Source organism: Nonomuraea sp. NPDC049400, assembly GCF_044466425.1.
GTDB lineage: Bacteria > Actinomycetota > Actinomycetes > Streptosporangiales > Streptosporangiaceae > Nonomuraea.
In genome coordinates this window covers 23,966-45,092 of the sequence record NZ_JBITMP010000066.1, presented here as the reverse complement: position 1 = coordinate 45,092, position 21,127 = coordinate 23,966, and the positions used below count along the sequence as shown (strand labels likewise).

Sequence of the window (21,127 nt, the reverse complement as noted above, 5' to 3'; positions counted from 1 at the left end):
GAAACGTCGCTCGGCTCATGATGGTCCGGTGTGGTTGAGCAGCAGGGAAAGCCCGGCGCAAGCTAAGCTTGCGCCGTCGAGGGTCGGAAGGAGATCACGTGGCCACCAACCGATCCCGTCAGCTGCACAACCTCGCCCGCACGCTCACCCGCCTCACCGGTGTCCAGATCGAGGCGTCCTATCCGGGACCGCGCTGGGAACTGCGCTGGCGCAACGGCCCCACCAGCGGCCAGATGCGCACCGTGCTTGCAAAGCACGCTCCGGCCGGCGTCCCGGCCGATCACATCGACCTGTCGCGCGACGTCGGAGTGGACGCCATCGCCATGCAGGCGATCCGCCTGGCCCTGGCCGGGAAGCTCGAGTTCGACCGACGTCGGCACGCGGCTGCGGGGATGTCGCTCCTCATTTCCGACTCCTGCCGTGACCTGGCCGATCCAGAGCGCGGCGTGAATGACCGGCAGGCGGCCATGGCGCAGCGGCTGCTGCAGGCATCCGGCGGCGATAAGTACGCCGTTCCTGATCTGCTTCTTCAGCATGACGGGGTGGAGTGGCTGCTGCCTGAGCCCGCCCTTGACGACGTGGCTGGGGACCCGCATTTTGCCCTTGAAGTGCTCACCGCGCGGTATGCCACAGGAGCGGCCGCCGCGCAGTGGCGACGTCGGCTCGCCACGTTGGACGAGAATGTGGCCCTGGCTGCGGCTCGCGCCGATGCCGCCGCGGACGCCGTCGTCGACCTCGCTGTCCTTGCCGTCGCCGCCGCGCATCGGGCCCGCATTCTGGCCGCCCTCGACGCCGAGCGGCTGGCCGACCTGAACCGGGCTCGCGGTCGGGTGCCACGGCTGGGCTGGCCACTGATCGGGCGGGCGCTTGGCGGCATCTCGCGGCAGGCGGCGCAGCAGGAACACGACCGGCTGAAGAGAGGGGCGGCACGTCGCCGGCCCGCAAGCTGATCTTTCACCCCTTCGAGTACGCCGGTCCGACCGGCAGAGCGTGGCAAAGCCCGGTCGGGCCGGTAGAGGCTGGAGGCACCTGCGGCGCGCTGGGCCAGCAGTTCGAGGACCGCGACGGGGTCGAGGTCCCATCGCTCGAGCTCCAGGCGTGGCCAGATATCGGTGAGGTGCATGGTGGCGCCGTCCGTCACGTCGCGCAGGAGTGGCCACGCCGCGCGGCCTCCTCCTCGGCTTCGCGTGCCTGTTGCTCGGCGGCTTTGGCGGCTTGCTGGTCGAGCTCGCGCGCGAGCGGACGCTCGCTATGACACCTGTCACCTCGCGCCGGTGACATCGGTGTCTTACGAACGGCCCGCGATGCGAGGACCCTTGGTGTGATGAGAGGTGACTCATCGAACATCATGGCCACGGAATGGCTGAGCATCGTGGCGGGCGTTGTGGCCGTGGCGTTCGCTATCGTCATGAACGGCAGTGTCAGCGGCATCCTCCAAATTGTCCTGCTGGGCGTGCTTGGCATCGCCGAACTGGTCTGTTTCGCCGTGCTGGTGGCCCGGGCGGCCATCCGTCTTCGAGGCTAGAGATCCTCCTTTCCCTCCTGACCTCCCGGCGCGGTGCCGAAGGGTCGCTACAAGGGCGTTGAAGGGGCGTCCGAAGGCGTCGACTGGTGAAGGAGGATCACGTTGTCGGCGTCCTCAGCGGGCGCAGCGTCGGGCTCAGCGTGGGAGCACCGCCCAAGACAGTACCCATGGGTGATGATCAGCCGGCCGCGATCGGCCGTGTAGGCAGCGGCATGCGTGGCCACGGGCACCCCCTGGCACTTTGGGCAGAGGCGGGGCTGAGCGGCTGTCATGGAGACCCTTTCAAACGTCATGGTGCGAGCAGTGTTTCAATGTGCTGCGAATCCGGTGGTCGCTTGCAGCGCAACGGCCGCCCCATGTCTCCGCGGGAACACCGTGGCGTGCTGCTCAGCCCCGGTGAGAGCCGACGTTGCCGGCCAGAACAGCGGTGGCGGCTGTCGGACATGGGCCTACCATGCCGGACGCCACCGACATTTCCTATACGGGCCGGCGCGCCCAACGTAGGTGGCCTTCCCCGAGACGACACTCGGCTGTCCTCAGCAGAGGATGCGTAAACACCCGAGCATCAGCTGCGTTCTTGCTGGCCGCGCGGGTATGCGGCAGCCCGGCGCCTCGGTCGACGAGGAAGCCGCAGGGCCCTGCGCGACGGGTGGACCGGTCTGAGGTTACTCAACGACCAGCGCGAGAGTCGATCACAGACCGCGATGACCGCCGGCAGATGGTGAGTTGCGGCCGGCGTCGCCCCATGGCTGCCGCGGCCGGGTGGGAGGGGCAGGTGTGAGCTCGGGTACTCCTTCAGATCGACCCCGGGTGCGCTGCAACAGCACCGCACCCTGGCGGACCTCCGTCACGGGGGCGGCTGGCCCTTGCCCAGCTGACCGCCTGGACAGTCACCTCACGCCCGCGTCGCGACTATTTACATCACCCGTGCAGAGGTCTCCAACGGCACGGAGCAGGCAAAATATCCTGACCTTGCGTAAATATACTTGTCAAGCTGGCTGAGCGCTCAGGCTGTGGAGTGACGAAAACGGATGAAATCTGCCGAAAGTGCAGACAATCTGCTCTGACATGTGGCATAACTATGAGTCAGGAAGAATGGTGTTCGCGTGATCTTCTGTTTCGCAGCCGTGCTCAGAAGGAGAAGTTATGCCTGGCCTCCGCATCCGCCTGATGCTGGCTCTGTCCACTCTCGTCCTGGCCATGCTGAGCGGCGTCGCCGCCGCCGGCGGCGCCAGTGCACAAACCTGCGCCTGCCCTGAGAAGGCCGCTCCCGCTCCCCTTGGCTGGATCCAGTGGTAGTCGGGGGCCTCTCTGAGGGCACCTAGCCCCGATTGAGGCAGGCCGACTGCCGGGCCGTCGCAGCCACGATGCCCGTGGCTGCGACGGTGCTGGCGTTTTGGACGCTTACTCACGTTGCATTCCTGAGTGGTGCCTTGGCGCCTCCTTTCGGCCGTAAGGACCCTCGCCTCAGCTGTAATCTCCGGCTCGCAAGAAGTGGTCGCGTTTATGCGTGGGCTATTTCACGTCGCCGAGGTACCGGACGCTCGTGGTGTCAACGTCCTTTCGGCCTACGAGGCCCCTGACTGGAGGTCACATGACATCCCTTCGCCCGCCCGTGGTCGCCCTCGAGAGGATGATCTACAACGCTGACCCGCTCGCCGCCCTGACACGGATCGGCGCGGTTGCTGTCGGCGGCCGCGTTGTACGACTGGGGATGGGTGGCCCTTATCTGGTGAGTCATCCCGATCATGTGCGCCAGGTGCTCCGTGACAGCAATGCCTTCGTCCGGCGAGGCATGTTCTGGGACCAGATCCGCCTGCTGGTCGGTCAGCACGGCGTATTCGCTGAGGGCTCCTGGAAACACAGTCGCGACCTGCTGCAGCCCCACTTCACCGCCCGTGCGGTAAGCCATGTGAGTGAGCGCATGCACGCCGTCCTCGCCCGCGCCATTGATCAGTCCATCGTGCCAGGTCAACGGATTCCCCTCACCACAGCGTTGACCCGGATCACCTACCCTGTTCTCAGCGACCTGTGCGGCGGGTGGATTACCGAAAACGACCTCCAGCGCTTAGGCCCTGCGTATCACGCCGCGCTGCGCGCGAGCACCGTGCGCATACTGCTGTCGGGCGTGCCGGACTTTGTGCCACTGCCGGGCGACCGGGTCGTGGCGCGCGCGGTGGCCATGATTGATGCCGTCGTCTACCCGCGCATCCGCCAGGCCCGCGCGCATCTGGCTCTCGCGGATGAGAGCACCGATACGCCGCCTACAGACGTGTTGCGCTTGCTGTGCCGGGCTTGGCGGGATGAGCCACCATCGACGGCAGAGCAAGCAATCCGTGATGACGTCGTGGCCCTCCACGGAGCTGTTACCGAGTCGACGGTCTCGACGCTTTCCTGGCTCTGGCCGATCCTGCACCGGCACCCCGGCATTGTTGATCACATCACTCGCGAGGTTGACGAGCTGGCTGGCGATGGGCCGTTGCGCGCCGAGCATCTGCCCGCGCTGACCTACACGCAGATGACGGTTCGGGAGGCGCTGCGACTCTATCCCTCAGCCTGGGTTATCCCGCGGCAGGTTAACCAGCCGGTCACGGTTGGCGGGGTAACGATGCCTGCCGGCGCCACCGTGCTGGTCAGCCCGTTCCTGATGCATCGGCTCCCCCAGGTTTGGGAACGACCGCATCGTTTCGACCCCACCCGGTTCGCTCCTGGCCGCGCTGTCCCCAGGGGGACTTACCTCCCATTCGGCGCGGGGCAGCATCAATGCCTGGGCCGACACTTCTTCGAGACCACGGCTACCCTGCTGCTGGCCAACACCCTGCGCCGGTATCGACCCGTGATCCACGGCTGGGCTCGGCCCCAGCTGGGGCCCACCAACCGCCCAGCCCCAATCACGGTGACCTTCGCAGAGCGCCGTACGGGATTCAAGAACCGCTGGCCACAACACGACAGCGCCCATCCGGGGTCGAACGACGGGGCAGCCATGAGCCGTGCGGGCTGATGGTCTAGCGGGGGTATCGCGCGTGCCCGGGATGTGGCGTGCGCATCGGTAGCTGGCGGTTGCGGAGCGAAGGCGGTCATGTCTCAGCGCTCGCGTGCGGCGCACGCGCGTCGTGGTGTCGGGTGAGCAGGTCGTAGGCCAGGTCATAAGCAAGGTGGCAGGCGTTCCCGGAGTCGTCGGTGCCGGTTACGCGTGCCCACCGCCCGTCCGGGCTGGCGAGCGCAGCGGTGAGGGTGAGGAGGTGGCCGTCGTCGGCGGCGTAGGCGCCGACCGGGTCGGTGCGACACGTCCGGAGGTGAGCCAGCACGTCGCGCTCCGCGGTGACCGCGGTGCGGGTGCGCCTGTCGGTGAGCCGGGACAGGGTGTGGCGCAGGTCGACGCGCTCGGTCAGGCATTCGATGGCCACCGCGCCCTGTCCCGGGGCGGGCAGCAGTTCGTCGATCGTGAAGATCTGCGCGATCGCGGGGCCGCGGCCCATCCGCCGCAGGCCCGCAACCGCGAGCACCACCGCGTCGACCGTGCCGTCGACGATGCTGCCAATGCGGGTCTCGAGGTTGCCGCGGATCGGGACGTAGGTCAAGTCCGGGCGTAGCGCGCGCAGCATCGCGACGCGGCGCGCGGAGCTGGTGCCGATGCGTGTTCCTGCGGGCAGCTCGTCCAGCCGGGCCCCGGCCACCAGGGCGTCGCGGGGGTCGTCTCGGCGCGGAATCGCCGCCATGGTCAGCCGCGGGTCCGCGGCCGTACTGGGCAGATCCTTCAAGGAGTGCACGGCCGCGTCGATGTTGCCGCGCAGTACCTGCTCGCGCAGCGCGCTGACGAACACGCCGGTGTCGCTGTGCTGGCCGTGCGGGGCGGCCGGCGCGTCCCCGGTAGCGGTGATCTTCACGAGTTCGACCTCGCGGCCGACGCCGAACCTCAGCGCGTGTGCCACCATGTCGGCCTGGGCAAGTGCCATCCGGCTCGCGCGGGTACCCAGCCGCAGCGGAGAGCCAGCCAGCTCATCGACCAGATAGGGGAAATCGTCGATCATTGCGCCACCTGGCCAGGGGCAGGCGCTGGCACCGATCGAGGGTGCGCTCGGGTACCACGGTGCAGCCCTTCAAAGGCCGGACGCGGGGCCTCATAGTGTCGTGCCCGGTCACCACGACGTTCCCGCTCAAGATCGTAAAGAGGTGCCACAGCCTTTGCCAGCCAGGCCCGTTCGGCGGCGATGGCTGCATCGTGATCGTGGGGCTGGGCAATTTCGGTATCCGCGAGGTTTGTTGTTGGCGTGTGGGTGCTCGGGGGAGTCTCCGTCGGCGGGGGCGGCGGCTGAGAGCCGCGCTGGTTGGCCGGCGCAGGAGGTTCGTCGGAGTTTTGGTACAGGCCGCTCAGAGTGGCGGTGAAGGGTTCCAGCCAGGATCTCCATTGCTCGCTCATGGCCTGATAGGCGGTGGTGTCGGTGGCCGCGAGAAAACGCAGGTGGCGAAGGCCGTGCAGCAGCACGTCCGCGTCGCGTGGTGTCGGCGCTTCGGCCGGAGGGTGTGGTGCAGGCTTGCCTGCCGCTGCAGCCCAGGTGCGAGTGATCGCAAGAGAGGCCGGCCACCTGGAGGAGAGCGGCTCGTGCGGGTGGTCGCGCACGGCGATGTAGGTCAGGACGACCGCGCCGCCGATGGCCCGCCAGCTGGTCGAGTGCAGGAGCCGGACGAGGTCGCTCACGCCATGGCCGGACAGTAATCGCTGCACGGCGGGATGGGGTTGGCAGTTGATGTCGCCCGTGCGCCATGCGCCGAGTCCACTGATCAACCAGATTCCGTCCTCGTCGGCCATCAGAGGCCAGACTTCGACCCGCACGCTGTGTTTGGCTATTTTGCCGCCGCTACTCTGCTCGGACTCGCTCTCTGACTGATTGTCAAGTTCCATAGTAAGCCAGGTTAGCAACGTCAATCCTGGCGGTCACAGGAGATCGCCGGCCAGATCGCAGACGGCCCGGACCATATGCACCCGCCGGGCCTGATGCTGCCGGTCAGAACACTGGGGGCGACCGCGGGGTGGCCCAGTCGTTGGCCGCGTCCTCGTCGAGGACGCTCGCCGCGACCGGACGGCAGGACCTGCTGGCGGCGGCGCGGCGGGCAAGAGTGTTGCTCATCATCCGCCCGTCGGGGGCATCGCCCCGCACGAACAGACAAGTGCGCCGGAAGCGTGACACCGGCCATCGCTGTGCTCTGGTCTCAGCGTGTAGGGAAGCTCGGCTCCCTTCTCATCAGGCCTTGAGGCGTCGCAACACATTCTGCGGAACGCAACGATCGTTGATCACCGTTCCGCTCCCGGTTCTCCGGTCTCATCCCTTTGAGGGACAGTTGCCCCCTGGAGAAATCGAAACCGAGGATGCGATGCAGTCTGTGCCGAAGAAACCTGGTCGGCCTCCGGTCATTCCCCCGCATACGGTCGTCGAGGCACGCAGCCGAGTACGCGAGGGAACCACGACGGCCGCGCAACTGGCCCGAGAGTGGGGCTATTCCGCGAACATGGTGAGGCATGCCGTGAGGTCGCGTCCCGGATGCGGTGTAAATAGATCACGAGCGTAGGTTCCGTACTGAACCGCCAAGTTCGTACGAAAGAGGTCCCACGCTCGTGACCCGTCGAGTATCGCCTATCCAGGCCATCCGTGCTGAGATCGACGCCCTGTTCACCTCCCATCATGATCTGGTCGAGGTCATCGAGGACGTCGCCCGGCTCGGCGCCCGCCTGATCATCCAGACCGCCGTCGAAGCCGAGGTCGATGCCTTCCTCGGCCGAGCTCGCTACCAGCGCGCCAGCATCGCCTCCGCCTCCGTCGCCGGGGACAGCGGCGACGCAAAAGAGACCGTGGTGCGGCCCGGCCACCGCAACGGCCACTGCCCGACCACGGTCAAGACCACCAGCGGCCCGATCACGGTGGCACGACCCAAGCTGCGCGGCACCACCGAGAAGTTCGCCTCCCGCCTGTTCGGTACCGGCGTCACCCGCACCCACGCACTGGAAACCCTGGTCATCGCCTCCTTCGTGCGTGGCCTGTCCACGCGTGACGTCGAGGGCGCGCTGGCCGACGCGCTCGGCCCCGAAGCCGCGCTGTCCAAGTCCACCGTCTCGACCATCTGCCAGGCCATCGTCGCCGAGTACGACGCCTGGTGCCGCCGCGACCTGACCGGCGTCGAGCTGGACTACCTGTTCCTGGACGCCTCCCACTTTAAGATGCACGAGGCCAGCAGCCGAGCCGAACCGATCCTGGCCGCCTGGGGCATCACCACCGACGGCAAGCCGGTCTTCGTCGGCCTGGCCGCCGCCGGCGCCGAGTCCACCGACGCCTGGGAAGACTTCCTCACCGATCTGGTCGGCCGTGGCCTGCGCCCACCGCTGCTGATCATCTCCGACGGCGCACCTGGCCTGATCAGTGCCGCCGAGCTAGTCTTCCCCGCCTCGCTACGCCAAAGGTGCCTCGTGCACCGCGCCAGGAATGTGGTCGCGAAGGTCTCCTCCGATGACCAGGCCGAGGTGAAAGCCGACTTCTGGAAGATCTTCGACATCAGCGACCTGGGCGAGGACGTCAAGGTCGGCCAGCCGCTGGTCGAACTCGTCCAGCGGCGCATCGATGCCTTCGCCGACACCTGGGGCCGCCGCTATCCGGCGGCGGTCAAGTGCCTGCTGACCGACCGGCAGAGCCTGACCCCGTATCTGCGCTTCCCACTCGAGCACCACAAGCGCGTGCGGCATTCCAACTTCATCGAGCGCACCTTCGGCGAGACCCGCCGCAGGGTCAAGGTCATCGGCCGCTTCCCCGGCGAGACCTCCTGCGTCAGCCTAGTCTGGGCCGTGCTGGACCGCGCCGCCCGGGGCTGGCGCGGCTTCACCAGCACCAGCAAGGGCCTGCGCATCCTGCAGGACCTCCGCCGCGCACTGCTCCACCCGCCCGCACAGCTCCATCCAACCTTGGCACCCGCTACCGAAGCTGCCTAAGATCCACTCACGGCACCTACCTCATCGAGCCTTTTACACCGCTCCGAGGAGTACGCCCAGAGATCTGGAGGTGATCGCTGATGCGGTCATGACCTGATCGGAAGCTCGTCGTCGCCAGCCGGTGCAAGTCCGGTCCGGGTAATCGTCAGGGAGCCCGGTAGCAGGCTGGCGGTCCGGCCTGGAAACGGGCCGGGCCGGAGTCCAGCGTCGAAGGCCCTATTAGGGGAGGCGACTGTGCGGTCCGCAGCGTCAAGCGAAGTCTGCCGCGTCGTTAGTGTGCCCGCCGTGTGCGGGGCAAAGGGAGAGCCGAGCCCGGTCCTTCAGGGCGAAGGCCATGGACGGGGTGAAGATCCTGAAGGTGCAGCCCTTAAGAACTCCCCGGCGTAGAGGACGTGGAACGCGCAGAAGGTGGCGGCGGGAACTGGGGAGGCCCTCCCCGGCCCGGTGGATCTGCGGAAATCCGCCGGAGAAACGGTGTCCTATAACCGGTGAGGAGCCGGGAAATGGACGGCGGGCCGGGAGGGAGTCGGAGGCGGCCATAGTACCGATCGAGCCGGGCGGACAGCATAACTCCCGGGGAGGGAAGGGCCGCTGCTTCGTCCACGCGTGTGCTGGTAAGGAGGGGCCCGGTGAGTGCCCAGGTGGCTAGTCCCACCGTGTCGGGGTCTGTGATGGATCCGGTCCGAGCTTTGCAGCATGCGCTCTACCGGGCGGCCAAGGCCGATCCCGGACGACGCTTCCACGCGCTGCATGACAAGGTCCTCCGCAGGGACGTGATGCGGCGGGCGTGGACCAACGTGCGCCGCAACGACGGCGCGGCCGGCATCGACCGGATCACTCTGGAGATGATCGAGGAGTACGGGGTCGCTCGGCTTCTCGATGAACTGGTCGCGGACCTGAGACAGGGGTGTTGGCGACCGCTGCCGACGCGCCGGGTGTTCATTCCCAAGCCCGGCAGCGCCGAGCGTCGCCCGCTGTCGATCCCCGCGGTGCGCGATCGCATCGTGCAGGCGGCACTGAAGATCGTGCTCGAGCCGGTCTTCGAAGCCGACTTCCACCCGTGCTCGTTCGGGTTTCGGCCCAAACGCGCACCACACGATGCGCTCCAGGTGCTGCTGGATCAATCGTTTCAGGGGCGCCGCTGGGTGGTCGAGACGGACATCGCCAACTGCTTTGAGGCGATTCCGCATGAGAAGTTGATGCAGGCGGTCGAGGAACGCATCTGCGATCAGTCCGTCTTGAAGCTGCTGCGCGCGATCTTGCGGGCGGGAGTGATGCAGGAGGGACAGATCCGGCGATCGGTGACCGGCACCCCGCAGGGCGGAGTCGTCTCTCCGCTGCTGGCCAACATCTACCTGCACCGACTCGATCGGGCATGGCGGCATGAGGCCGATGGGGTACTGGTGCGCTTCGCCGATGACCTGGTGGTGATGTGCCGGACCCGGGGTGAGGCCGAACGCGCGCTGGCGCGGTTGACCGCACTGCTGGCCGACCTCGGACTGCAGCCGAAGGCGGCCAAGACCCGGATCGTGCACCTGACCGAGGGCGGCGAGGGGTTCGACTTCCTCGGTTTCCACCACCGGCTGGTGCGCGCCCGGGGCCGTACTGGAGCCAGGCGCGTCGTCTTCCTCGCCCGTTGGCCCTCACGCAAGGCGGCCCAGCACGCCCGCGATCGGATCCGCCGACTGTCGGATCGGTCCCGGCTGCTGGTGCCGGTCGAGACAATCGTGCAGCAGGTCAATGCCTTCCTGCGCGGCTGGGTCGGGTACTTCCGCTACGGAAACTCCGCCCGCGTCTTCGACAAGATCAGGACTTTCGCCCTCGCGAGGCTGGCGTTATTCCTCGGCAAGAAGCACAAACGGGGGCGCAAGTGGGGCTGGCTTCAGGTCGTCTACACCGACCCCACGCAGCTCGGCCTGATCAACCTCAATGGAGCCGTCGTCGCTCCCAGGCCCTTCCGGCCCTGGCGGGCAACGGCCGAACACCGCCGGTGAAGGACGTCGGAGAGCCGTGTGCGGGAGAACCGCATGCACGGTTCGAAGTGGCGGGAGCTGGAAACGGAGCCAAGAACCTGGTCATGGCCACTGGGGTGGCACACCCGTCCGGGAAACCGGCGGTATCGAAGGCCCCAGGCCCTACCACCGGGAGAAACCACCGCGCCAGCTCCCGACCCTACCGCGACCTGCCGTGAGCGGGGTGACCCACCGCCATCTGAACCCACTATCCACGAGTTGTCCAGCCAGATGACGGCACAGGAGATCGCCACGCGGACAGGGATCAGCAAAAGCACGATCAGCCGCATCCTCAACGGTCAGCGAAGCGGAACAGCGCGGGCGCGCTGACAGCAGCCAGGCACCCTTGATCGCCTTCTACGATTGTCGTCAGGTTGCTTCGAAGGCCGACGTCACTCAGGCGCCGGACCCGGCGGTGCCGTGCGCCACGCCGCGCCTGCCCCCCGTACGTGTCCGTTCGGGAACCGTCGTCCTCGCCCATGAGCGCAACCGCCGCAGGCGCGCACGACATCCGCTGACCTCCACACCGCCTGTGAACCACCCAGCGCCGGCTTCGATTCACTCAGGGACGGCGCGGTGATCGAGAGCCCACTGCAGCACGATCAGACGACTCATGCCGGCTCGCATATCGCCGATCACGAATTCTCGGAGAGCCCAGTGCATGTTGGCGATAGCACTGCCCCACGAGCCCGCGCTGCGTGGTTCCAGCGCGATGACCGCCTGCTCTCCCAGCGAGGGCGCTGGGAGGCTCGGCCCGAAGCTACAGCGGGCCCACCCGCGCAGCACGGGATGCGAGCTGGCGGCCTGCTCCCGCGCCTGAACCTTCGTAAGCCGATCCGGGTCGTCATCCTCCGGTGGCGCCGCCGCTTCCTGCATGCCGCGGAGCCAAGCCGCCGCGGACAACACCGCGTCCGACGCTGTGCGAACGCTCCGGTTCAGAAGCTCCTGAGTGAGCGCGGTGGTGCCGGTGGGCTCATAGCGGTCGGTGTCGTTCGCGCCCTCGAGCCAGTAGCGGACGTGCGACGCCAGATCCCTTGTGGCCAAAGCGGCAAACTTGCGCAGTAGCGACCGGATGAAGGCCGTCGGCATCCTCCAGGTCGGCGATCCCATCCTGGCCGCCGTCGCCACGCCGTTCGATCTGCCCGCCGAGGCCGACCAAGCCCGCGCAGTGGTCGCCGCGCTGTTCGCCGCGCTGCAGCGGGTCCGCGAACTCCACGTCTTCGCCAAGGGCGTGGGGCTGGCCGCGCCGCAGATCGGCATCGGCCGGGCCGCCGCCATCGTCATCCCGCCCGACCCCGACGCTGACGACGCGATCGTGCTGCTCAACCCCCGCATCATCAGCGCCTGCGCCGAGACCGCCGAGCAGTACGAGGGCTGCCTGTCCTTCTTCGACGTGCGCGGCCTGGTCCCCCGGCCGCTCACCCTGGAAGTGGAGCACACCACCCTGGACGGGCAGACGAAGACCACCGCGTTCCCGTACGGGCTGGCCCGCCTCGTCGCGCATGAGATCGACCATCTCGCGGGTCGGCTGTACACCAGCCGGATGCGCGAGGGCGTCAAGCCCCTCCCGGTGGAGGAGTATCGCGGCATCGGCCAGCCCTGGAAGCGTTCCTGACCGCCCGAGGGCCCCGGTTCCCCGCTATGACACGTTGAGATCGGGAAGCCACAAGGGGGCGAGGGCAGGGGCATCCTGGGGCTGGTCGAGATGGTATTTACATCTGCCGCCACCCGTGGGCACGACGCAGATCTTTCCCTTCCTCGTTGTGCCGCCGCACTGCACCTCGGGGTCGTGGACATGGCACAGCCCTGAAGGGCGAGCGTCGATGGAGCACGGCTGGCCTTCCTTGGTCGTGGCCCGGCACCGAGCGGCAGGCGCAACGTCCGCAGCTGCCGCGGCCGCCTTCTCGGGCGCCGGTGGCTGTTGCAGCGCCATGGCCATTTTGGAGTAGAGCCGCCGTCCGGTCGGTCCTGCGAGGCGGTAGGGGGTGGCGATCTCGACCAGGGCCACCGGCGCCGGTACGGGGCGCGTGCCGGGTTCTCCCCAGCGCACCCAGACAGGCACGACGCCGGCTTGGGCTTCGGCCAGTAACTTGCGAAGGGACCATGGCTTATCGTGCTGGTCGATCTCGATGGCGATCGGCGGGCCGTCCAGGCGCTCGCAGACGACGTCCAGATATCCCGGACGGTCCGGGTGCGCGCCGGGTAATCCGGCCAGGCTGGGCACCTCGCACCGCACCCGCCATTGATGGCCGACGCCCCAGGCGACGATGGCGCGCGTCAACTCGGAGGTGACCCGGGCCGCAGACCAGTCGGTGAAGGCCATCGGTGCCAGCCAGCGCGACAGCGACTGCCCGGCCCGCTGAGCTCGCAACGCGATCTCCACAAGGAGACATGTTCCCCTCAGGGCTGTCCCCGACGCCGCTCGGCGGGATGTCGCCCGGTCGAGCTGGGCTGGGGGCTGCAGTGTCAGGACGAACTGCCCACGCCGCCCGCGCAGTTCCCGTATGCGTCCGTCGGCGCGTCATCGATGGGTCGAGGCGATCGTCACGTTCAATGAGGGGACAGGGGCGCCGGTTATCTGCGGGCCTGCCGTCAGAGCCTCCTGGTTCGACGTCCGGTTGATCTCATCGGCGGGTTGTGGTGACCTCGCCGCGTCGTTGAGGGCTTGGGCGTCGACGATCGGTCTGCCGCTGAAGGCGCGCCGCATCGAACCGGAACAGGCGCACCTAGCCGAGCTCCCCCAGGACGTGCGGGTGACCTCGTCGCGGTGCTGCGGCTGATCGACATTGCCCGCCGCCAGCGAGTGGCCAGCAGCACCGCAGCACCGACTCAGGCGACTCGCCCATGCGGCGCGTCCGGCTGGACGTCGCGTACGGCCACATCCTGCTGTCCGACGCCGTCACCATGGAAGATGGACTCCACGTCCTCGACCGCGCCGCCGCCCTGGCCACCCGGGTGGGCCTGACCCACCAGCTGCGCGCCATCGAGAGCATCCGGCCCACACCCCGCCAGGCCGCCGGGCCGACGGCGACCGCGACCAGGAAGAGGAATCCGTGGCGAGCGACACCACCGCAGCTCACACGATTAGCGACCACGAACGCCGACAGGCGCTGCTCATCTGGGACTACCACCAGATGCGCCACCCGATCCGGCCGTGCGAGGCCGCGATCGGGCTCGGCAGCCACGACCTCGGCGTGGCCGACACCGCCGTCGATCTCTACCGGGCCGGCCTCTTTCCTGTCCTGGTGTTCTCGGGCGGTAACAGCCCCACCACCAAGGCACGCTTCCCGCGCGGCGAGGCCGTCCACTTCCGCGAGCGGGCCATCGAACGCGGCCTGCCGCCCGAGGCGGTCCTGCTGGAGCCGCACGCGGGCAACACCGGCCAGAACCTCACCTACTCCCGGCGCGTCCTGGCCGAGGCCGGGATCACCCCCGCCAGCGTGCTGCTGATCTCCAAGCCGTACATGGAACGCCGCTCCTACGCCACCGCCCGCCAGGTATGGCCCGAGACCAAGGCGATCTGCGCCTCCGAGCCGCTGGAATTCGACGCCTACCTCGCCTCGATCGGCGACGCCCGGCTCGTGCTCGACATGCTCGTCGGCGACCTGCAGCGCATCATCGAATACCCCAAGCACGGCTTCGCCATCGAGCAGGACGTCCCAGGAGACGTTTATGACGCCTACGTGGCTCTCATCCGCGCCGGCTACGACAGCCGCCTCCTGGCAACCTGACCCGCCCACCGGCAACGACCGCGTGGTGGCCATCTACCAGCCGAACCTCTTTCCCGGCTGAGCTCGCTGGCCAAACTGTTCGCGGCCGACCGCTGGATCAACGAGGCGCTCGTCGGCGCACTTCATCAGGCGCAGCTGGAAAACCGTCGACTTCATCAGCAACTGGCGGATGTCGGTCCACGGCTGCTCACTAGCCGGGCCACCTGACACCAGTGCTCGCCGGACCAGGGCCCGTTACCTGCTGGGGAGAGCATCAGGGCCAAGACGAGCCGCCAGTTTGGCAAGGAAGCGCGCAAGGCCCGGGTCGAACACCCCGGCAGGCCACGCGGTCCGGTCATCGATCGGAACCCAGAGCACCTCGCCGAACTCCCGCTCATCGGGCACCATTGGGCCGTCCCGGTCAGTCTCGAAGACGAACCAGAGCGTGACATCTGTATGGGAATCCGCGCCGCGGGTCTGGGTGACCGTCAGAAAGAACGGGTCGTCGCCGAACTCCGGGTGAAAGGCAGGAGCGATCTGCAGTTCCTCTGCCAGTTCGCGGACCACAGACGCACGCGGATCCTCAAGATCATCGACATGGCCGCCAGGGAACAACCAAGCCTGTGCCAGTACATGCCAAACGATCATGATTGACCGCGTCGGCGCGTCGATCAGGACGGAATACACGGCCAGGTGCTGCGGCGGGGTGGCGGGCTTGGCCGTACGGAACAGCGGATGACCGGCATCGATCCAATCGAGCATCCACCGCTGGTCGGCGGACTCGCGCTCGTCATACGGCGCGACGGCCTGAACGAGATCTCGAACAACTAGCCGCGGGCCAAGCTGCCTGCCAGACATCGGACACCTTCCGCTGATGGACGATCTGGTGAACCTCCAGCCCCTTCACGCTCACCAGTGCAGGCACCCTACCGACCACAGGCCACCGCACGCCCGGCCATCAGCAGGACTCGTCCACCGGCGAGTCGGCGACGCGCGATCGGGCACCTCCGAGGTGGCGTCCTTCAGCCGGGCCCGGTCAACAGGTCAGACCCGGCCTGGCCGATCGCCCGCGCGATGTAGGGGCCGACCAGGCGCTCGGCCTCGGCCAGCGGGTACCAAGCGGCGCCGAGAACCTCGGACTCCTGGATGTCGCCCACGTCCGCATTCGTCGTCACGAACGCGTAGCCGATGTCGAGGTGATGGTGAGCGGGCTCATCCTTGTCCGGCCGCGCCGGTACGCGACCGTAGTCGACGTACACCGGGATCTGCGACGCTGGGGCGATCTGATCGGGATCGACACCTGTTTCTTCGACCAGCTCGCGCATCGCGGCGCCGAGCAGCGTGGTGTCGGCGACCTCGATATGACCGCCGGGCTGCAAGAGAAGCCCGTACGCACGATGATCCACGAGGAGAACCTCGCTATCGCCGCGGGTCAGGAGCGCACCGACGGTCACATGCATGGGGAACGTCCGGCGTGAGGAGAAGCGGCGGCCCTTCGCCAGTAGGCTCAGCGGCTCCTCTAGCGCCTCAGCCTCCTCGGGGTGCCGTGAGAGGTATGTGGACAGGGCTGCGGATATGTCCGCGTCACTGATAGGCATCGGCGACCTCCACATCCACCCGCGAGCCCCACCCGGCAGGAGCCCCTGAATCGCCGCGGGATGCAACGAGACGGCCGCTTCGCACAGCGGGCAGCCGAGAGGAATCGCACTCTACAAGGGCGGGGGCAGGCACGGGCGGGGATTCAGCCGCCAGGACCAGCCGCCTGCCCGTCGACCGGAGGAAGCAGACGCTCTTCCCTGGCTCTGGCGCCCCTGATCACCAGCAACTATCCGGCGACCAGACCACGAACCTCCTCAGCGCATCCCCATGACAAGGTGGCACCCGGCCCTCCATGCCCGTAGTTGTGCGCGATCACCGTCCGTCCTCCCTCACCTCGGCCTCCACGCGGACCGCAGCGCAGGTCCTGGGGCACCGCGCCAGAATGCCGGCCACCACCGCAGCGTCATGAGAGAGGTCGCCATCGCCGTCGACGGCGGTGCCGCCCAGAACGACATCGAACGGAGTCACCGGCACGTCCGCAGGCGTCAACGCCTCAAAGTCGATCACCGCCCAGGTGGGCTCCGCCAGATCTCCGCTTGCCAGCGAGCACACACTTCCCTCCCGCCGCCAAGCCCTGCGTCTGCTTCACACGCTAGGCCCAACCACTCGAGCCACGCCTCCTCCTTCGGTGGAGGCTGAGGTGACAGGCTCGGTCCATGCAGATCTTTCTGTCGCACAACCACCAGGACAAGCCACGCGTACAGCCGCTCGCTGCGCAACTACAGCTTGCCGGCGCCGAACGTCTGGCTCGACGAGTGGAACATCCAGCCCGGCGAATCGATCCCCGGCGCGGTGAACGCCGCCCTGGGCCTGGCCAACCCCGTCCTGATCATGTGGTCGCAGAACGCGAAGAGATCACGCTCGGTGGAAGCCGAGATGAACTCGACCTTCGCCCGGTATCTCCGAGACGGATCCGTCCAACCCGTCCTGGTCCGGCTCGACGACACCAACCCTCCGGATCTCCTCGCGGACGGCCTGTGGGTGGACATGCCCGAGGGAACCAGCCCCGAGAACGTGGTCCGGAAGATCATGGGCTACGAAACGCGGGAGGCGTTCATCCGCGCGGTCCAGCAGGCCATCGGCGAAACCGAGCTCCGGTTCGAGTACTTCCCCGGCTTCGGCGTCGCCGTCGGATGCCCACGGTGCGGAGCCGACGTCGAGCAGCTCGAATACATCGAACACGTCGATTACGTGCGGGACGACCGCTACGCGGGCGTGATCTGCCAAGGGTGCGGTTGGAGCGACGGCGGCGAGGTCTGACCCGTGCTCGCGTGGATTCAAGCCTGAGGATGAACGACAACGCCGCCTGGCGCCCGTCGGCCATCCGCTCCACCCGAGGTGGCGCATGGAGAGCCTCCCGACTGGAGCTCCTATTCACGACAGATGCCTCGCGCAGGCACTCCTGAAATGTCCCGATGCTCCGCGTGAATTCTCGTCCGGCCATACCAATCTGCCGGTAGAAACACGATCGTGTCCATCAGCAGCTCGCCACCGCGCATCCACTCCGCCGCACGCCCGGGCTTCGCCGACAGCCCGAACGAGGACCTCATCATCGTGTTGCCGGACGCGATCATCGTGCTGGACGGCGCCACCTCCGTCGAGCACGGACCCGGCAGCGGCGGCTGGTACGCCGGCGTCCTCGGCTACGCCCTGGCCCGGCGGCTGCCCTCGCCCGGACGCTCGCTGTCTCATGTGCTGGCCGACGCGATCGCCGGCATCGTCCGCACCCATCAGCTCCAGCCCGGCCGCTCCCCTTCCGCCGCGCTCACCCTGGCCCGCTGGTACGACGACCGTGTCGACGCCCTCGTGCTCTGCGACACCACCCTGGCCGCCCTCGACGCCGACGGTCAGACCGCGCTGCTGCATGATGATCGGCTGCACCGCATCGACAACCCCGTGCGCGCCGCATACCTGCGCGCCATAGCAGACGGCGCCCCGTTCGATTCCGAGCGGCTGCGGGAGATGCAGGCGATCACCCGCGCCACCGCAACCGGGACGGCGGCTACTGGGTCGCCGAGGCCATCCCCGACGCCGCCTTCCACGCCCTCTGCCGCAACTGGCCGCGCGAGCAGGTGCGCGCGCTGGCCCTGGCCACCGACGGGGCCGCCAGCGTCGTCACGCCCTACCGGGTGATCGGCGGATGGCCCCAGCTCGTCGCCGCCGTCCTCGCGCACGGCCCCGAGAGCGTCCTCGACGCCGCCCACCAGGCCGCGGCCACCGGCGACCCGCGGGCCCGCCGGTGGCCGCGGTACAAGGCCCACGACGACAAGGCGCTGGCCGTCGTCGACTTCACCACCCCTTCGGGAACACCTTCATGAGCAGCCAGCCCCTCCCGGGCGCCGGATTCTCCCGGCACTCCGTCAGCGTCGCAGGCGCCGTCATACGCCCCGACGGCCGACTCCTGGCCATCCGCCGCCGCGACAACGACGCGTGGCAGCCACCCGGCGGCGTCCTCGAACTCGCCGAGAGCCCGCAGGACGGGGTCCGCCGTGAGGTGGCAGAGGAAACCGGGCTCATCGTGGAGCCCGAGGCGCTGACCGGCGTGTACAAGAACATGACGGCCGGGGTGATCGCGCTCGTCTTCCGCTGCCACGTCGTCGGCGGTCGCGTCCGTTCCACCGATGAGGCCGTCGAGGTCGCCTGGCTCACCTGCCACGAGGTCAGCGGGCTCATGAGCGAGGCCTTCGCCATCCGTCTCCTGGACGCCGTGGGTTTCCAGGGCGCACCGGCGGTCCGCGTGCATGACGGGGTTCGCCTGCTCGCCTGAGACCCCGGGCCCGGCCCCGAGCGGAGCTTCGTCGCTGGCGTCCTGCTCCGGCCGCTGCGGTTGTCACCGCCCGGGGAAGCCGTCGCGGCGTTTGCGGCTGATCGCCGCCCGCGGGTAGGTCAGCCCGAGAAATGCGGTGGGCGGGTCGTTGAGGTAGTCGCCCCACACGCAGCCCGCAGGGTGAGGGCAGGTCTCCACCCAGGTGTTGCAGTGCCGGCATAGGAGCGCACGCACCAGGAGCGTGTCCGGGTTGTGGTCGACGAACACGCCTGTCCGGCTCCCGCAGGCGTGACAGGCCGGGCCCAAGGCCTCGATGAGAGCGCGGATGATCGGGCCCAGGATCTTGCCCTGGAAGGGGGGCCATCGGCCGTCGTCCTGGCTGGCCGCGCACCGCTCGCGCCGCCTGATCGCCGCCGGATCCGCCTCGATCTCCAGGGGACGCACCGGCCAGCGGACGTCCAGGGTTCCCCACACACCTTCCTGGAGCTCGGTGCCGTACGGCGGGTTGACCCGGTAGCTCTGCTCGTCGGCGGTCCACCACGTGCACCACTGCTCGTGCGGTAAGGTCCCGGCCGGCGGCTTCTTCCTCCCCGGCCACGGGTGAGAGCAGATGTAGTGGCCGTCCAGCAGCAGGTGATAGCGGCTGTCATCGCCGAGCACCGCGACCGACGAGCCAGGCTTGGCGGTCCCGCCCAGCACCCGGCACGGCCGTCCGACGCGCTCGGCCACCAGCGCGGCCAACGCCACCGGATCGTCGGTCTGGGCCTCCCAGGCCAGCCGGTACAGCAGGAGGGCGCGGCGATGCTCAGGCATGTCCTGCGGCCCCAGCCAGGCGATCACGACGCCACCGCAGCAGCGCTCATAGCGAGCGGGCGCCAGTCTCGACGGCGGGCGCCGCGCGGCTGGTGCGGCTCACGGCGAGGTCACCGGCACGCCGGGCCCGCGCGGCGGCCGCGGCGCCTGAGACTTCAGCAAGGCCATGGCTTTGCTGTGCAGCTCGTCGCGGATGTAGGTCGGCCCGCTGAGCCCGTCGGCGCGGGCGATCAGGAACCGCGCCACCACCTGCTTGCGCGCGGCCGCCGAACTCTTGGCCAGATACTCGGGGTCTGCCACGAGGTCGGCGGCCAGCTCGTCGAGCCGGTCGCCGAGCGCCGCATAGTGCCTCACGGCCAGCTCGTCGGCTTGGTCAGTCGCCGCGCGGATCGCCTGCCACTCGAGACCGTCGGGGAAGTCCGCCGGCACCTGGCCCGCCGAGCACGCCGCGAAGATCGCCGAGAACAACTGGGTGGTCGCCAACGCCCCCGGCCGCTCATCGGCCCTCTCACCTGCCAGGGCGACTTCCGGTGCGGCATCTTTTACGCTGCCGGGCCGCTCACCGACGACGCCCTTGTCGAGAGCTGGCGCCGCGACGATGCGACCCTGCTGACTCCCGTCACCGGCGCCGAAGTCGCCGCCAGGATGCGGGCGCGCTGCCAGGAGGAGGGCTACCTCCTGGAGGAGATCGTCGAAGACGGCCTTGCCGAAAGTCTCGCCGAGAGCCTGGACCTGCCGTGGATGGAGGAGTGGCTTCCGCTGCTTACGCGCACGTACGGCACCGCCGTCGTCGCCGCGCTCGCACCCGACTTCCCGCGGCTCGCCAGCCCGACCGCCGCCGAAGACGTCGCCGCGGCCATCGACCGGATCCACGACAAGCCCGCCACCCAGATCTTCGAGGTGATCCTCGACAGCGTCGGCAACTGGCGCCTGCATGCCGACATCCGCCAGCCCGGCCGCGGCCGCGTCCGCGTCGCCTGCTGCACCATCCAGCAGCCAACCCCCGAGCACCAGGCCCGCGAGGACCGGCTCAACGACCTCATCCGAGACCTCTGAGAGGAGGCGCCCCCGATGGCGATCATCTGGAAGCCGTTCCCCGTCTGCGACGGCCCCGGCTGCGACGCGCTCATCGAGGGCGGCCCCGGTTACGGCCGCACGTACTGGCCGCCGGAGATCGCCGGCGCGCTACACCGCGCTGCTGAGCCGAACCGAAGGAGGCGAATCCATGGGTGCGTTCGACCCGCCCACGCCGTGCACGCGCCGGCACTGGCACTGCGGCCCTGAGTGCGGGACCGTCAGCGGCCACTTCCCCGTGGACGCCGCTTCCTTCGTGGAAGAAGCCGGATACAACCCCCAGGACCATCCCAAGCTCGTCATCGAGCTCGACTTCGCGCTCCGCGAAGCGGTGGTCGACACCGCAGCCGAAGTCATGCGGGAGCACGGGCTGAAGCCAGCCTCCGACCTAGACGCGCCGATCCACACCCCGACAGGCGACAGCACCGACAACGGGGGAAGCCCATCATGACCACGACGAAGTCCACCCTCATTCAGAGGCTCGCCGACCTGTTCAACCCGCGCCGGCCGGCCCGTAAAAGTAGCGACGTTCGTCATCCCGACGCACCTGTCCAAGCTGCGCTACCGGGTTCATCTGAAGGACTAAGCCACATCCACGACTTGCACAGATCAACGGGCCGGCCCTGGCGGCGAGGCCGCCATCCAGGACAG

26 protein-coding genes are annotated in these 21,127 nt (G+C 68.4%); 15 read left to right on the top strand and 11 right to left on the bottom strand.

All coding sequences use genetic code 11. The features are described from left to right. Positions 1-98: 98 nt before the first annotated feature. The 4 genes from ACIBVN_RS53210 (at position 99) to ACIBVN_RS53195 (ending at position 4,526) form a co-directional block, all read left to right on the top strand. On the top strand, positions 99-950 hold the full coding sequence (locus ACIBVN_RS53210) for a hypothetical protein (protein ID WP_397149303.1): 852 nt from the start codon (positions 99-101) through the stop codon (positions 948-950). Between the two features lie 398 nt (positions 951-1,348). Further along, entirely contained in the window at positions 1,349-1,525 is a 177-nt protein-coding gene (locus tag ACIBVN_RS53205) for a hypothetical protein (RefSeq protein WP_397149301.1), read from the top strand. Positions 1,526-2,671: 1,146 nt separating this feature from the next. After that, complete coding sequence (locus ACIBVN_RS53200) at positions 2,672-2,824, top strand: hypothetical protein (protein ID WP_397149299.1); 153 nt, start codon at positions 2,672-2,674, stop codon at positions 2,822-2,824. A gap of 334 nt (positions 2,825-3,158) precedes the next feature. Continuing rightward, positions 3,159-4,526 carry a cytochrome P450 gene (locus tag ACIBVN_RS53195; protein WP_397149297.1) on the top strand — a complete coding sequence of 456 codons (1,368 nt, stop codon included), beginning with the start codon at positions 3,159-3,161 and terminating at the stop codon, positions 4,524-4,526. A gap of 76 nt (positions 4,527-4,602) precedes the next feature. Here ACIBVN_RS53195 and hemC read toward each other — a convergent pair whose 3' ends face one another. From hemC to ACIBVN_RS53180, 3 genes are all read right to left on the bottom strand, one after another. Next, the gene (hemC, locus tag ACIBVN_RS53190; RefSeq protein ID WP_397149295.1) at positions 4,603-5,556 is read right to left on the bottom strand and encodes a hydroxymethylbilane synthase; all 954 of its coding nucleotides are present in this window, start codon (positions 5,554-5,556) and stop codon (positions 4,603-4,605) included. Next, a complete protein-coding gene (locus ACIBVN_RS53185) occupies positions 5,553-6,428 on the bottom strand; it encodes a hypothetical protein (RefSeq protein ID WP_397149293.1) in 876 nt (291 codons plus the stop codon). The genes hemC and ACIBVN_RS53185 overlap by 4 nt, the downstream gene beginning before the upstream one ends. A 103-nt stretch (positions 6,429-6,531) precedes the next feature. Continuing rightward, the gene (locus ACIBVN_RS53180; protein ID WP_397149291.1) at positions 6,532-6,684 is read right to left on the bottom strand and encodes a hypothetical protein; all 153 of its coding nucleotides are present in this window, start codon (positions 6,682-6,684) and stop codon (positions 6,532-6,534) included. Positions 6,685-7,139: 455 nt separating this feature from the next. Here ACIBVN_RS53180 and ACIBVN_RS53175 point away from each other — a divergent pair, with 455 nt between their 5' ends. The 3 genes from ACIBVN_RS53175 (at position 7,140) to ACIBVN_RS53165 (ending at position 10,843) form a co-directional block, all read left to right on the top strand. Next, positions 7,140-8,501: an IS256 family transposase gene (locus tag ACIBVN_RS53175; protein ID WP_397149290.1), complete on the top strand. Its 1,362-nt coding sequence runs from the start codon at positions 7,140-7,142 to the stop codon at positions 8,499-8,501. Positions 8,502-9,130: 629 nt separating this feature from the next. Next, positions 9,131-10,495: a group II intron reverse transcriptase/maturase gene (gene ltrA / locus ACIBVN_RS53170; RefSeq protein ID WP_397149288.1), complete on the top strand. Its 1,365-nt coding sequence runs from the start codon at positions 9,131-9,133 to the stop codon at positions 10,493-10,495. A 33-nt stretch (positions 10,496-10,528) separates the two neighbouring features. Beyond that, positions 10,529-10,843 (top strand): helix-turn-helix domain-containing protein, encoded by a 315-nt coding sequence (locus ACIBVN_RS53165; protein WP_397149286.1) that lies wholly within the window; start codon positions 10,529-10,531, stop codon positions 10,841-10,843. A gap of 228 nt (positions 10,844-11,071) precedes the next feature. Here the strand turns inward: ACIBVN_RS53165 and ACIBVN_RS53160 are convergent, their stop codons facing one another. Then, positions 11,072-11,602, bottom strand: a complete 531-nt coding sequence (locus tag ACIBVN_RS53160) for a hypothetical protein (RefSeq protein WP_397149284.1) — start codon at positions 11,600-11,602, stop codon at positions 11,072-11,074. On the opposite strand from ACIBVN_RS53160, the gene ACIBVN_RS53155 reads away from it, so the two are divergent. Next, entirely contained in the window at positions 11,586-12,128 is a 543-nt protein-coding gene (locus tag ACIBVN_RS53155) for a peptide deformylase (protein ID WP_397149282.1), read from the top strand. The genes ACIBVN_RS53160 and ACIBVN_RS53155 overlap by 17 nt on opposite strands. A gap of 24 nt (positions 12,129-12,152) precedes the next feature. On the opposite strand, the gene ACIBVN_RS53150 is transcribed toward ACIBVN_RS53155, so the two are convergent. Beyond that, on the bottom strand, positions 12,153-12,896 hold the full coding sequence (locus tag ACIBVN_RS53150) for a hypothetical protein (RefSeq protein ID WP_397149280.1): 744 nt from the start codon (positions 12,894-12,896) through the stop codon (positions 12,153-12,155). Between the two features lie 446 nt (positions 12,897-13,342). Then, positions 13,343-13,483: a hypothetical protein gene (locus ACIBVN_RS53145; RefSeq protein ID WP_397149278.1), complete on the bottom strand. Its 141-nt coding sequence runs from the start codon at positions 13,481-13,483 to the stop codon at positions 13,343-13,345. 83 nt (positions 13,484-13,566) lie between these two features. On the opposite strand from ACIBVN_RS53145, the gene ACIBVN_RS53140 reads away from it, so the two are divergent. Then, positions 13,567-14,244, top strand: a complete 678-nt coding sequence (locus ACIBVN_RS53140) for a YdcF family protein (protein WP_397149276.1) — start codon at positions 13,567-13,569, stop codon at positions 14,242-14,244. A gap of 234 nt (positions 14,245-14,478) precedes the next feature. Here the strand turns inward: ACIBVN_RS53140 and ACIBVN_RS53135 are convergent, their stop codons facing one another. From ACIBVN_RS53135 to ACIBVN_RS53125, 3 genes are all read right to left on the bottom strand, one after another. Beyond that, a complete protein-coding gene (locus ACIBVN_RS53135; RefSeq protein WP_397149274.1) occupies positions 14,479-15,081 on the bottom strand; it encodes an NUDIX domain-containing protein in 603 nt (200 codons plus the stop codon). Positions 15,082-15,245: 164 nt separating this feature from the next. Further along, positions 15,246-15,683, bottom strand: a complete 438-nt coding sequence (locus ACIBVN_RS53130) for an NUDIX hydrolase (RefSeq protein ID WP_397149272.1) — start codon at positions 15,681-15,683, stop codon at positions 15,246-15,248. 451 nt (positions 15,684-16,134) lie between these two features. Beyond that, positions 16,135-16,329: a hypothetical protein gene (locus tag ACIBVN_RS53125; protein ID WP_397149271.1), complete on the bottom strand. Its 195-nt coding sequence runs from the start codon at positions 16,327-16,329 to the stop codon at positions 16,135-16,137. Between the two features lie 219 nt (positions 16,330-16,548). Here ACIBVN_RS53125 and ACIBVN_RS53120 point away from each other — a divergent pair, with 219 nt between their 5' ends. From ACIBVN_RS53120 to ACIBVN_RS53105, 4 genes are all read left to right on the top strand, one after another. Then, entirely contained in the window at positions 16,549-17,082 is a 534-nt protein-coding gene (locus ACIBVN_RS53120; RefSeq protein ID WP_397149269.1) for a toll/interleukin-1 receptor domain-containing protein, read from the top strand. 210 nt (positions 17,083-17,292) lie between these two features. Continuing rightward, positions 17,293-17,955, top strand: a complete 663-nt coding sequence (locus tag ACIBVN_RS53115) for a hypothetical protein (RefSeq protein WP_397149267.1) — start codon at positions 17,293-17,295, stop codon at positions 17,953-17,955. Beyond that, positions 17,952-18,140, top strand: a complete 189-nt coding sequence (locus ACIBVN_RS53110) for a hypothetical protein (protein WP_397149265.1) — start codon at positions 17,952-17,954, stop codon at positions 18,138-18,140. The genes ACIBVN_RS53115 and ACIBVN_RS53110 overlap by 4 nt, the downstream gene beginning before the upstream one ends. Further along, positions 18,137-18,589, top strand: a complete 453-nt coding sequence (locus tag ACIBVN_RS53105) for an NUDIX hydrolase (RefSeq protein ID WP_397149263.1) — start codon at positions 18,137-18,139, stop codon at positions 18,587-18,589. Before ACIBVN_RS53110 ends, ACIBVN_RS53105 begins: the two co-directional genes overlap by 4 nt. A gap of 63 nt (positions 18,590-18,652) precedes the next feature. On the opposite strand, the gene ACIBVN_RS53100 is transcribed toward ACIBVN_RS53105, so the two are convergent. After that, positions 18,653-19,429 (bottom strand): endonuclease domain-containing protein, encoded by a 777-nt coding sequence (locus ACIBVN_RS53100; RefSeq protein WP_397149261.1) that lies wholly within the window; start codon positions 19,427-19,429, stop codon positions 18,653-18,655. Positions 19,430-19,501: 72 nt separating this feature from the next. Further along, entirely contained in the window at positions 19,502-19,885 is a 384-nt protein-coding gene (locus tag ACIBVN_RS53095; protein ID WP_397149259.1) for a hypothetical protein, read from the bottom strand. Between the two features lie 162 nt (positions 19,886-20,047). Here ACIBVN_RS53095 and ACIBVN_RS53090 point away from each other — a divergent pair, with 162 nt between their 5' ends. After that, positions 20,048-20,458 carry a hypothetical protein gene (locus ACIBVN_RS53090; protein ID WP_397149257.1) on the top strand — a complete coding sequence of 137 codons (411 nt, stop codon included), beginning with the start codon at positions 20,048-20,050 and terminating at the stop codon, positions 20,456-20,458. Between the two features lie 169 nt (positions 20,459-20,627). Then, a complete protein-coding gene (locus ACIBVN_RS53085; RefSeq protein WP_397149255.1) occupies positions 20,628-20,927 on the top strand; it encodes a hypothetical protein in 300 nt (99 codons plus the stop codon). Positions 20,928-21,127: the final 200 nt, after the last annotated feature.

Bases quoted from the DNA above. Each gene is read 5' to 3' on its own strand.
- ACIBVN_RS53205 (WP_397149301.1), top strand. From the start codon at position 1,349: ATGGCCACGGAATGGCTGAGCATCGTGGCGGGCGTTGTGGCCGTGGCG.
- ACIBVN_RS53200 (WP_397149299.1), top strand. From the start codon at position 2,672: ATGCCTGGCCTCCGCATCCGCCTGATGCTGGCTCTGTCCACTCTCGTC.
- ACIBVN_RS53195 (WP_397149297.1), top strand. From the start codon at position 3,159: ATGATCTACAACGCTGACCCGCTCGCCGCCCTGACACGGATCGGCGCG.
- hemC (WP_397149295.1), bottom strand. From the start codon at position 5,556: ATGATCGACGATTTCCCCTATCTGGTCGATGAGCTGGCTGGCTCTCCG.
- ACIBVN_RS53185 (WP_397149293.1), bottom strand. From the start codon at position 6,428: ATGGAACTTGACAATCAGTCAGAGAGCGAGTCCGAGCAGAGTAGCGGC.
- ACIBVN_RS53165 (WP_397149286.1), top strand. From the start codon at position 10,529: ATGCACGGTTCGAAGTGGCGGGAGCTGGAAACGGAGCCAAGAACCTGG.
- ACIBVN_RS53155 (WP_397149282.1), top strand. From the start codon at position 11,586: ATGAAGGCCGTCGGCATCCTCCAGGTCGGCGATCCCATCCTGGCCGCC.
- ACIBVN_RS53160 (WP_397149284.1), bottom strand. From the start codon at position 11,602: ATGCCGACGGCCTTCATCCGGTCGCTACTGCGCAAGTTTGCCGCTTTG.
- ACIBVN_RS53135 (WP_397149274.1), bottom strand. From the start codon at position 15,081: ATGTCTGGCAGGCAGCTTGGCCCGCGGCTAGTTGTTCGAGATCTCGTT.
- ACIBVN_RS53130 (WP_397149272.1), bottom strand. From the start codon at position 15,683: ATGCATGTGACCGTCGGTGCGCTCCTGACCCGCGGCGATAGCGAGGTT.
- ACIBVN_RS53105 (WP_397149263.1), top strand. From the start codon at position 18,137: ATGAGCAGCCAGCCCCTCCCGGGCGCCGGATTCTCCCGGCACTCCGTC.
- ACIBVN_RS53090 (WP_397149257.1), top strand. From the start codon at position 20,048: ATGCGGGCGCGCTGCCAGGAGGAGGGCTACCTCCTGGAGGAGATCGTC.
- ACIBVN_RS53085 (WP_397149255.1), top strand. From the start codon at position 20,628: ATGGGTGCGTTCGACCCGCCCACGCCGTGCACGCGCCGGCACTGGCAC.